10 protein-coding genes are annotated in these 11,273 nt (G+C 43.1%); 7 read left to right on the top strand and 3 right to left on the bottom strand.

Going from position 1 to position 11,273, the window contains the following annotated elements; translation table 11 throughout:
• On the bottom strand, nucleotides 1-1,341 hold the full coding sequence (locus ACED53_RS08730; RefSeq protein ID WP_009848371.1) for a Na(+)-translocating NADH-quinone reductase subunit A: 1,341 nt from the start codon (nucleotides 1,339-1,341) through the stop codon (nucleotides 1-3).
• A 519-nt stretch (nucleotides 1,342-1,860) separates the two neighbouring features.
• On the bottom strand, nucleotides 1,861-2,169 hold the full coding sequence (gene bolA / locus ACED53_RS08725; protein ID WP_009848370.1) for a transcriptional regulator BolA: 309 nt from the start codon (nucleotides 2,167-2,169) through the stop codon (nucleotides 1,861-1,863).
• A gap of 174 nt (nucleotides 2,170-2,343) precedes the next feature.
• Between bolA and ACED53_RS08720 the strand changes: the two genes are divergently transcribed.
• The 4 genes from ACED53_RS08720 to ACED53_RS08705 all read left to right on the top strand — a co-directional run bounded on the left by ACED53_RS08720 (nucleotide 2,344) and on the right by ACED53_RS08705 (nucleotide 6,089).
• Complete coding sequence (locus ACED53_RS08720; RefSeq protein ID WP_012603366.1) at nucleotides 2,344-3,495, top strand: class I SAM-dependent methyltransferase; 1,152 nt, start codon at nucleotides 2,344-2,346, stop codon at nucleotides 3,493-3,495.
• Nucleotides 3,496-3,561: 66 nt separating this feature from the next.
• Complete coding sequence (locus ACED53_RS08715) at nucleotides 3,562-4,131, top strand: YajG family lipoprotein (RefSeq protein ID WP_017101905.1); 570 nt, start codon at nucleotides 3,562-3,564, stop codon at nucleotides 4,129-4,131.
• Nucleotides 4,131-4,679, top strand: coding sequence for a peptidylprolyl isomerase (locus ACED53_RS08710; protein ID WP_009848367.1), 549 nt, complete (start codon nucleotides 4,131-4,133; stop codon nucleotides 4,677-4,679). Before ACED53_RS08715 ends, ACED53_RS08710 begins: the two co-directional genes overlap by 1 nt.
• Before the next feature lie 51 nt (nucleotides 4,680-4,730).
• Nucleotides 4,731-6,089, top strand: coding sequence for an MFS transporter (locus ACED53_RS08705; protein WP_012603364.1), 1,359 nt, complete (start codon nucleotides 4,731-4,733; stop codon nucleotides 6,087-6,089).
• Between the two features lie 77 nt (nucleotides 6,090-6,166).
• Here ACED53_RS08705 and ACED53_RS08700 read toward each other — a convergent pair whose 3' ends face one another.
• Nucleotides 6,167-7,513, bottom strand: coding sequence for a DUF4397 domain-containing protein (locus ACED53_RS08700; RefSeq protein WP_017101904.1), 1,347 nt, complete (start codon nucleotides 7,511-7,513; stop codon nucleotides 6,167-6,169).
• Nucleotides 7,514-8,024: 511 nt separating this feature from the next.
• Here ACED53_RS08700 and ACED53_RS08695 point away from each other — a divergent pair.
• From ACED53_RS08695 to csdA, 3 genes are all read left to right on the top strand, one after another.
• On the top strand, nucleotides 8,025-8,912 hold the full coding sequence (locus ACED53_RS08695; RefSeq protein ID WP_017101903.1) for an outer membrane protein OmpK: 888 nt from the start codon (nucleotides 8,025-8,027) through the stop codon (nucleotides 8,910-8,912).
• A 110-nt stretch (nucleotides 8,913-9,022) separates the two neighbouring features.
• On the top strand, nucleotides 9,023-9,916 hold the full coding sequence (gene panE, locus ACED53_RS08690; protein WP_017101902.1) for a 2-dehydropantoate 2-reductase: 894 nt from the start codon (nucleotides 9,023-9,025) through the stop codon (nucleotides 9,914-9,916).
• 87 nt (nucleotides 9,917-10,003) lie between these two features.
• Complete coding sequence (csdA, locus tag ACED53_RS08685; protein ID WP_017101901.1) at nucleotides 10,004-11,215, top strand: cysteine desulfurase CsdA; 1,212 nt, start codon at nucleotides 10,004-10,006, stop codon at nucleotides 11,213-11,215.
• Nucleotides 11,216-11,273: the final 58 nt, after the last annotated feature.

Here is an 11,273-nt window from a genome sequence, read left to right as displayed (position 1 = left end):
TTACCCTTCCTTCTCAATCGTATCTAGGCATTCACGAAGTAGTTGACCGTACTCGTACTTACCTGGACATACAAAGGTACACAATGCTACATCTTCTTCGTCTAGTTCTAGCGCACCAAGTGCTTGAGCACTATCAATGTCGCCTGCACATAGATCACGAAGCAGCAATGTAGGTTCCATATCTAGAGGCATTACGCGCTCGTAGTTACCAATTGGAACCATTGAGCGGTCACTACCGTTTGTCGTCGTTGTCATGTTGAACAACTGACCTTTAAACAGGTGACCAAGGAATGAACGAGTAACAGAGAACTTGTTCTTACCAGGCATAGCCCAGCCGAATAGCTCTTTATCACGACCTTCACGTAGAACAGAAACTTGCTGATGGTAACGACCAAGGAAAGCATGTGGACCTGTTGCTTCAGTACCCGTAAGTACAGAACCAGAAATCACACGAACTTCGCCTGGCATTAACTCGCTGTCTGTCAACTCTTCAAGGCTAGCACCAATTTGAGTACGAACTAGACGTGGGTTATTCACCACTGGACCAGCCAGAGAAACAACACGCTCAGAGTAAATCTCACCAGTAAGGAAAAGCTTACCGAATGCGATAACATCTTGGTAGTTAATGCTCCACGCTACATTTTGTGCATTTACCGGATATAGGTAATGCATATGCGTGCCTGCAAGACCTGCAGGGTGTGGGCCATCAAAAACATGTTCTTCAACGTTAGACTGAGCTGAACGAGGTAAGCTAGTACCTTTTTTACAAACGTACACTTTACCGTTAGTCAGAGTTGAAAGAAGATCTAAACCAGCAACAAAAGCATCAGACTGCTCGTTAATGATTAATTCTGGCTCAGCTGCTAGCGGATTAGTATCCATAGCAGTAACGAAAATAGCCTGAGTTTCAGAATCAACTGCTGGAACCTTGCTGAACGGACGAGTTCGCAAAGCGGTCCATGCGCCAGACTCAACTAACTGAGTTTTAACCGTTTCACGGTCAAGACTTACTAGTTGGTTAGCTTCATAGCTATTGAACGTGATTTGCTCATTGCCTGCTACTTCAATCACTACTGATTGAAGAACACGCTTAGCACCACGGTTCACTTCAATAACTTTACCGCTTGCTGGAGAAGTAAATACAACACCTGGGTTCTTTTTATCTGCAAAAAGAACTTGGCCTTTCTTCACTTCATCACCAACGCGAGCATGCATCGTAGGACGCATACCAACGTACTCTTCGCCAAGCAAGGCGACTTTAGTGATGGACTTACCATCATTAATCACCTGGGATGGAGTTCCTGCGATAGGAAGATCCAAACCCTTCTTTATTGTAATCATACGCACTTGCACTACTTTATCGGGAAAAAGATTCTTTTAATTGCGTAAATTCGGGACGTTTTAAAATCGCCCTTAGACACGACATTACAGTGTCCGGTTTTGGTAAATTAGAGATACCAAAATCGCAACATTACATTAATAAACTCATCACAAAGATTATGTGAGATTTATCAGGTGCCGTATTCTAGCATTTTTTGACAACTTGATGCCATGACCAATAACTTGAATACGGCCTTAATTTGGTGAGATTTGAAGCATATGGACTCTCAAATATGTATAAATTTGACGAGCCGCACAGATAAAATGGCTTTTGAATCGTGTTTTAAACAAGAGATTAATACTCTGTCACAAACTAATATTTTACGAGTTATGTTGAAACACTGTTAATAAAAACATTACTCATTGTGGGTATTTAAAGACGCCTAATTTGACATCAATTTGAGTGATATAAACCCTAAAAACACATCAGCCTGGCGATAAAAAAGGCAGCATCGCCACCTCTTCTATCAGTTAGTTTTATTACTTACCACCGCCCATACACATAGGGCTGTCTGGCACGTTATCGAGTTGCTTCATCCATTCATCTTTTGTATAAGTGTGAATAGATAGTGCGTGAATATTATTCGCTAGCTCTTCTGAAAGTGCTTTATTTACCGCTCGATGACGACCAATAAGGCGCAAGCCTTCAAACGCATCGCTGACAACAATCACTTTAAAATGACTCTCAGAACCAGCCGGAACATTGTGCATGTAGCTCTCATTGACCACGTTTAAATGACTTGGTGAAAACTCATTGTGCAATTTTGTTTCGATAACTTCTTGGATCATTATGATTCCTTAATAACGTATTGGCATTATCTGTGGGGGAAGTATAAACCCTAACTGGTCGACTGTCTGAGTATTTCATAACGAACGACTTAGGTTTGGTTGAGTTTTTTCTATCTTGTTCAGGCTGCATTTGAGACAATATCTTTGTTATTTCTTACATAAGTATCTCAAGCTATGAAAACCGAACTTACTCTTCTCGATAGAACTTTGACCTTACATCGTTTCCCCAACCGTTCAAATGAAACCCTTCAAGCTTGGGATGCGGGCGACGAATACATTATTAGTCACGTTGAAGAGATGAATCTGGAACCTGGCAAACACATCCTGATCATGAACGATAGCTTTGGTGCCCTGTCGGCATGGTTCTCTAAAGATCATGATGTCACCATGATGAGCGACTCGTTTATCTCTCATCGCGGTGCGCTAAAAAACTTGCAGCGCAATCAAAGTAACCGTGTGAACTTCCTGAATACGATGGATGATATCCCACACGGTATCGATCTTGTGATCATGCAACTACCGAAAACAAACCGTCATCTAGTATGGCAATTGAGCCAACTACGCCAAGCGTTGCCAGAAGGCTGCCAAGTCATCGGTGTAAACAAAGTAAAAGATATCCACACATCTACACTTAATATTTTCGAAAAGTACCTAGGTGAAACCAAAACTTCTCTAGCGAAGAAGAAACATCGCTTGGTTTTCTCTTCACCAAATTGTCAGCCGATTCAAACGGTCGAACCTTTTGTTGAATGGGATGTAGACGGTGAAGATATTCGCCTGAAAAATTTACCGAACGTTTACTCAGGCGAGGCACTCGATCAAGGTGCTCGCTATATGCTAGAGCACATCCCTCAAGATCCTGAACTGCGTCATATTATCGACCTAGGTTGTGGCAACGGTGTATTGAGTGTAAAAGCTGGGCAATTAAACCCACAAGCGCGTATCACCTGTGTTGATGAAAGCTTTATGGCAGTGGAATCAGCGCGCCAAAATATTAAGGATAACCTTGGCGAAGAAGGTAATTTCCAGTTCATCGCCAATAACTGTTTAGATGGTTTTAAGAAAAACAGCACTTACTTAGTTATGTGTAACCCTCCGTTCCACCAACAACAAGCGATTACAGATCACATTGCATGGCAAATGTTCTGTGATGCAAAGCATGTTCTTAGCAACGGAGGCAAATTAATTGTTATTGGTAACCGACACCTCGGATACGATGTCAAACTAGCAAGACTATTTGGTGAAGCAAACGTTGAAACGCTTGAACTGAACCAGAAATTTGAGATATTACAAGCAACAAGAGAACCTGCGAATTTTAATAAATAAGCAGAAACGACGTCACAAGAATTTAAGATACCAAGCTCCTGGTGTGAATTTAGAAAGGATAAAGGAATGAAAAAACTGATTTTGGCTGCTTCTATTTTGGCTTTGACAGCATGTTCAGCCCCTCAGAAAGAACAGATCAACGTAATGCCAGAAGCTTCACTAAGCTCAAGCAACCTTGTACAAGGCAAAACATACACACTAACCAGTAAAGATGTTCGTGCCGCTCAATATGTTGCATTGGTTGATAGTGGCCGTTCAAACATTCAGCCAATTCACGCTAAGCAAAACATGCGTATTTCTCTAGAAAACGCTATTGCTCAACAATTGGAGTCTCAAGGTTTTCGTGCAAGCGTTAACAGTGAAAACTCAATTGTTTTAGAGATTCAAGAAGCGCTTGTTACCGTCAAGCACACCATCATGGAAAACCAAATGGATGGTAAAGTAACTCTTGAAGTAACCGCTGAAACGCCTGAAGGCAAGCTAGTTAAGACATTCAATGGTACAGCAACTCGCACAGGTGCATTAAGTGCATCAAATGACGATATCGCAATGGTACTAAACGATGTTATCGACTTAGTTCTTAAAGAGATTGCCAATGACCAAGAGCTGCAAACTTACATGAAGGAACGTTTCTAATGGGGCGCATTCTATCTTCTATCGCATTGATGCTGGTGAGCGTGAGCGTTTGGGCTGGTCCTAAAGTGAACGTAGAAACAACATTAGGCGGCTTCACTATCGAGCTAAACCAAGAGCAAGCACCGGTTAGTGTTGATAACTTTCTGAAATATGTTGCTGACGGTAGCTACGAAGGCACTCAGTTTCACCGTGTGATCCCGGGCTTTATGGCTCAGGGTGGTGGCTTCGATCAAGATATGAAGCAATTAGCAACTTATGCGCCTATCAAAAATGAAGGCAGCAATGGCCTGAAGAATGATACTGCAACGATCGCAATGGCTCGCACCAATGCACCAGATTCTGCAACTCGCCAGTTCTTCATTAACTTTGCAGACAACGATTTCTTAAACGCGAAAGGCGGTAATCCTGGTTACGCTGTGTTTGGTAAAGTAACCGATGGTTTTGACGTTGTTCAGAAGATGGCAACAATTCCAACCAAGCGAATGGGCCGCATGTCAGACATTCCTGTCGACCCAATCGTCATCACTAAAGTGACCCTTCTTAAGTAATCCAATGTAACGCCCTTATTCTTAAGGGCGTTTTCTATACAAGGACGCCCCATGTCATCAGGCACCCCCTCTCTTTCTTGGATGCAAACTTTCCGCAGCTACTTAGACAAACGTCTACTTTGGGTGTTTATGCTCGGTTGTTCGAGTGGCTTCCCATGGGTTCTGATTGGATCCAACATGTCTGGTTGGCTAAAAGATGCCGGGTTAACTCGTGCTGCGATCGGTTATTTCGGCAGTGTGTTTGCTGTCTATGCTATTAACTTTTTATGGGCACCGTTGGTAGACCGAGTCAAACTGCCAGTTTTACACGCGATATTAGGCCAACGACGCAGTTGGATATTCTTGTGCCAAAGCTTGGTATTGATCTGTACCCTGTTCATTGCTGGAGTAAACCCAGCCAATGACTTGATGTTCACCTCTATGCTTGCTCTCGGAATAGCTATCGCCTCAGCAACTCAAGATGTCGCAATAGATGCCTTCCGTATTGATTCATTTCCAAAATCGGAAGCATCAAAGTTGCCACAAGCATCCGCAATGGCCGTGATGGGATGGTGGACTGGCTATTCTCTTCCAGGTTATCTTGCTTTTATCAATGCTGACTCAATCGGTTGGAATGGTGTGTATTACGGTATGGCTGGTGTGGTTGTCGTGTTAATGCTGTTTACTCTTTTTGTCGGAGAACCCAATACACAACGTGAAGCATTACAAGAGCAAGCACAACAACGTCACAACAGAGTTGTGGGTTCAAAAGTCGTCGCTTGGTTCAGCGTTACAGTGCTAGAACCGTTTTATGATTTCTTCAAACGAAACGGAGTTCAAGTTGCCATCACCCTTCTACTGTTTGTGTTCCTATTTAAGATAGGTGAAGCCTTCTTGGGTAGAATGTCAATCACCTTCTATAAAGAGATAGGCTTTAGCAATGAACAGATTGGCCACTACTCTAAGTTAATCGGTTGGGGCGCGACGATATTCTTCACCTTGCTCGGCAGTATCTTCAATGTGAAATTCGGTATTGTACGCGGACTAATGATTGGTGGCATAGCAATGGCAGCCAGCAACCTAATGTTTGCTTGGATCGCTCAGGCTGGCCCTAGTGAAACTCTGTTCTTGGCAACTATCATTGTCGACAACTTCACAACCGCCTTTTCGACGGTAGCATTTGTCTCTTTCTTAACCTTACTGACTGGTCAAGCTTTCTCAGCGACGCAATATGCCTTATTAGCATCCTTAGGCAATTTCGGTAGAACAACACTGGCTTCATTCAGTGGCGAGCTCGTCGATTACCTAAATGATTGGTCAACCTTCTTTATACTGACGTCATTAATGGTGATTCCGAGTTTGATCATGCTCTATTCGCTACGCCACTTTTTCACTGATTTATTAGAAAAAGCGAAAAACAACCACGAATAAAAGAAAAAGAAAGCAAAAGAGAAGAGGGGAGCATTGAGCTACCCTCTTCTCTTTTCTATTTGCAGACGCTTAACGGATTAATCTGTGGTTTCACTTACTATTAAGTTAAATCCCGTTCCCATCGAATCATCAATCGCCACTACTTGATACACAACACCGTTAACTAAGGTCGCAGGCGCGGAGTCAATAGCAACAGTAGATGGATCGCCAGCCACCGTAATCGTCACATAGTAAGTTCCCGCAGCTACATAAATACCATTCGCGAAGTCTTTGAATTTCACATTACTCAACGCAGGCGTACTTCCAGAAATTCCCACGTTCTCGGTTAAATAAATATCAACCGAAGCTGCAATTGGATTAGCTGCAGCATGAGTAATGTTCAATACTGCACTGGTTGCAACAGAGCGTCGATTTTCTGGAACAACTAGCGCTTCCAAATTGAAAGGACTTACCGTCCCCACGGCATAGATACTGTAATCCATTCCGGCAAACACCGCTAAACCGTCAACATCAATGAATGTTGGAGAGGTGGTTGCTGTTTCATAAATATCGATATCGTAACTGCCTGCTGCCAAATCTAAGAAGCCACGAACTTCTTTAAACATTAGAGCATCAAGAGGAGCAAACTTAGCCGAGTTTACAAACACATCCACAGAGGGTGCACCATCAACTAAATGCCCTACTCTCACTTCTGCAGATTCTGCCATGTCGTAAATTATAGATGAACCTTTGCCATCCATTACCATCAACTTCACCGGAGACGTACTGGTTGAATCCGCTCTTGGCACGGCTGCAATGGTCAGCTCGCTACCAGCAGGGAGAGTGATCTCTCCTGAATCAAACGCGATAGCACTTCCACTCACGGTTTCTAATCTCACTCGATATTGTCCTGCAGGTATGTTTAGCACATCAGTGAACCCTTTGTATCCCAAAGTTCCAATCGGTGCGCCTAGAGGATCATTCGGCGCTGTAACGTATAGATTCACATCACCAACTCCAGTTGCCGCGTGAACAACTTGCACATCCAAACTCGAACTCGTCGCCGTGCCTGCTGCAGGTCGTGTCACAACGAGAGCCTCAACTGGGTTGTTGGAACCGTCAGCATCACCGACCACCATCACCGTGTAATCTAAATCACCGCTTAAATTGAACTGGCTTGGCGGAATCACCGTCGCCACACCATCTCCAGGGAGTTGAACATCGACCTGTAGAGTTGTCTGGCCTTGATTGACCGAGGTATATCCAGATGCCTGAGCATAATCAACCCCAGTCCAACGAGCCTGACTATTAACTAACACATTAGCTAGTGGAGCATCTGGCGATGCGTGAACAGCTTGCAGCTGGGTTGTTGGTTGATCGTCATCATTACACCCTACAATGAATAGGGCTGACATCGCTACAGCGAGTATAGGTGAATATTTCATTGGTCTTCTCTCCAAAAAGTTCGACCAGTTCGTCACACAGAAGATAAGCTCAGGAGCAGATCTTTAAATGTTGCCTCAAAATTGGTGCAATGAACGGTCTCAATATTGTCAGCGATGAAAAAACAAACAGATTTAAATGTCAGGCTAGTCATCACATGAATTGTTCATCAATTGATTCCAACACCATTACGAAGTTGGTCAAAAATAGATCAAAGACAGGATGGAGGGCGATTTGATTAAGTCACTTTTCAGCACGAAAAGCCTTGGAAAGGAATACTGTTGATTTTGATATGCATGTCACGATTTTTGGTAGAATCGTTTGCTTAGAGCGGTATTTCACCAATTTATACACAAAATAATCGAATTTCACAAAATCAATAGAAGTGGGGATTCATCAAGATGCATAGCAACATTAAAGTTCCATCATTTAGATCGTTAGTGTGATCACGCTCACCATAATAATCATAGCTTTCACTCTGTCTCACTTTTATTTGAGAACAAAATCGCTATTATGCTCGGCATTCGGACATATAAACACGCACGGATTAGCGGGTTACTTATTTCAAACATAGAGAGTTCCATTATGCGTAAATCACTTTTAACTCTTGGCCTACTTGCAGCAGCTTCTGCTCCAGTAATGGCGGCTGATTATTCTGACGGCGATACTCACAAGAATGATTACAACTGGATGCAGTTTAATATCATGCACACTATCGATGAGAAGCCTCAAGACAAAGATCATACTTATCTTGAAATGGAGTTTGGTGGACGCTCTGGTATCTTCGATCTTTACGGTTACATTGATGTATTCAACCTAACTAACGATAGTGGCAGTGATAAAGCAAATGACGATCAACTGTTTGTTAAATTTGCGCCTCGTATGTCTATCGATGGTCTGACTGGTAAAGACCTTTCTTTTGGTCCAGTACAAGAACTATACGTTGCAAACTACACAACTATCGATGGCAAAGCTGACGGTGGTTACGCAACTAAAACAGGTATCGGTTCAGACGTAATGGTACCTTGGTTTGGTAAAATGCAATTCAACCTTTACGCTACGTACGATCTAAATGCGAAAGACTGGAACGGTTACCAATTTTCTACAAACTGGTTTAAGCCATTCGTAAACTTCGATAACGGTTCATTCATTGCTTACCAAGGTTACATCGATTACGAGTTTGGTCGTGATAGTTCATACAACCAGTCGAGCAACGGCGGATCTATGTTCAATGGTATTTACTGGCACAATGACCAATTTGCTGTAGGTTACGGTCTTAAATTATACCAAGATGTATACGGTCTAAGAGATGGTGCTCTAATGGATCCGAATAAACCACAAATTGGTGAATTCTCTACTTCAGGCGTAGGTCACTACTTCGCTGTAACTTACAAGTTCTAATCGAACTTCTAAGAAAGTTTCCAAAATGGCACCCTCGGGTGCCATTTTTTATTGCTTTCATTTAATGCCTCGCTATCCTTGCAGCACCACTTTCTTATCTCGGTATTGCTGTGAACATCACTATTGTTGGGCCTGGGGCTATCGGCTCTTTGTGGGCGATAAAACTACTTCAAGCGGGTCATAATGTGGCTTTGTGGAGTCGTTCCGCAGATAACTCAATTGACTTATCGCTTGATGAACAAACTTCACTTTCCTTCAGTAACAACAATATTGAGAAGCTACCAGAAAGTGATCTAGTGATCTTCACGGTCAAAGCTTGGCAAGTAGAAGAAGCCACCACTCCGTTACTTCAGTATCTAGACTCTGACACCATTCTCATGTTCATGCACAACGGTATGGGAGCGGTCGATAACATTGCTAATCAAATTGACGCTCACCCTGTAGTATTGGCGACCACGACTCAAGCAGCATTCAAACCCAATAGCAACAATGTATCCCACACCGGAATCGGCCAAACTCAATTGGGTGCTTTTAACCTAAAGGGGCAACAGTGCACTTTTTTAGTTGATGTGTTGGAACATGCCTTCCCTGCCGTGAGTTGGAATCCAGAAATAACAACGGCGCTGTGGGCTAAACTCGCCATAAATTGTGCAATCAACCCACTGACTGGGCTGGAACAAATCAAAAATGGAGAGCTTGCTGACCAAAGGTTTAACGATATTTTGAGTTCTATAGTTAAAGAACTCACGCAAGTGATGCTGGCGGAAGGCATTACTTGTTCATTCGACGAATTAGAAACAAGCGTCAACAAGGTTATTCAAGCGACAGCAAAGAACAATTCATCAATGAAGCAAGATATGTTTTACCAACGAAAGACAGAGATCGACTTCATTACCGGACACTTGATAAAAACAGCACTTAAGCATCAGATAGAGGTTCCTGTTAACCAAAAGCTGTTTACGCAGGTTAAAGAACGAGAAAATCGCTGGAATCATCAAGATTAGTCAGCAACGATTAACAAGTCGCGATAAAATAACGATACCGCTCAGCATAACGCTAGCAACAATTTCCAAGATTTTAGGTAAGAATAGATGCTTGATATCAATCACATCCGAGAGCAGTTTCCTGCGCTATCACAAACCATCAATCAACAACCGTTGATTTATTTAGACAGCGCAGCAACGACACAAAAACCTCAGGTGGTTATTGATGCCATTAGCCAATACTACTCCAAACAAAATGCCAATGTTCACCGTGGTAGTCATAGCTTAACAGCGAACGCGACCAGTCAATTTGAAGCCGCAAGAGATAAGGTCGCTCAGTTTATTGGCGCGACATCGTCAAAAGAGATTATTTGGACTCGCGGCGCAACCGAAGCACTTAACCTGATCGCACAAACTTACGCAAGAAGCACGCTTCAACCTAGCGATGAGATCTTAGTCAGTGAAATGGAACATCACGCCAACATCGTGCCTTGGCAAATAGTGGCTGAACAAACTGGTGCTAAAGTCGTGAAAGTACCAATGACGTCAGATTGTGAATTTGATCTTACTGCCTTTGACGCTCTATTAAATGATCGAACCAAGATTGTTGCTCTGGCTCAGATAACTAATGTGACTGGTTCTCGTCAGCCCATCAAAGAAGTGATCGAGAAAGCACACAAGATGAATGCGATTGTTGTGGTCGATGGAGCGCAAGGTATTGTTCATGAGCCTGTAGATGTTACTGCTTTAGGGGCTGATTTCTACGTGTTCTCTGGGCATAAGCTCTATGCTCCAGCTGGTATTGGGGTGCTTTATGGCAAGCTTGAATTGCTAGAAGCGATGCCACCTTGGCATGGTGGTGGCAAGATGGTTGAACGCGTGTCTTTCTCTGGCACTACCTTTTCTGAACTGCCGGGAAAATTTGAAGCGGGCACGCCAAACGTAGCGGGAGCCATCGCATTAAGTGCAGCGATAGAATGGTTAAGTGGTTTTGCCCAGCAAAATGTCGAAAATCATATCCACCAGCTACAGCACGAGACTTATCTTGCACTCAGTAAACTGGATGATATTCAGATATTGGGTTATCAACCCAACGCGAGTGTGATTACTTTTGTGATGGACGGTGTTCACCATCAAGATATTGCTACTCTGCTGGATCAACAAGGTATCGCAGTTCGTGCTGGCCACCACTGTGCTCATCCATTAATGGATGCACTTAATGTGAAAGGAACTGTTCGTATTTCATTTGGTATTTATAACAATCTAGATGATGTTGAAAAGCTCGTAGCGGCGATAGAAAAAGCCGTTGATATGCTGTAGCGAGTAGCGAGTAGCGAGTAGCGAGTAGCGAGTAGCGAGTAGCGAGTAGCGAGTAGCG

The organism is Vibrio sp. 1F169, from assembly GCF_041439605.1.
Lineage (GTDB): Bacteria > Pseudomonadota > Gammaproteobacteria > Enterobacterales > Vibrionaceae > Vibrio > Vibrio tasmaniensis_A.
Note: the sequence above shows the minus strand (reverse complement) of the source record. Positions and strands in the feature narration are given on the sequence as shown.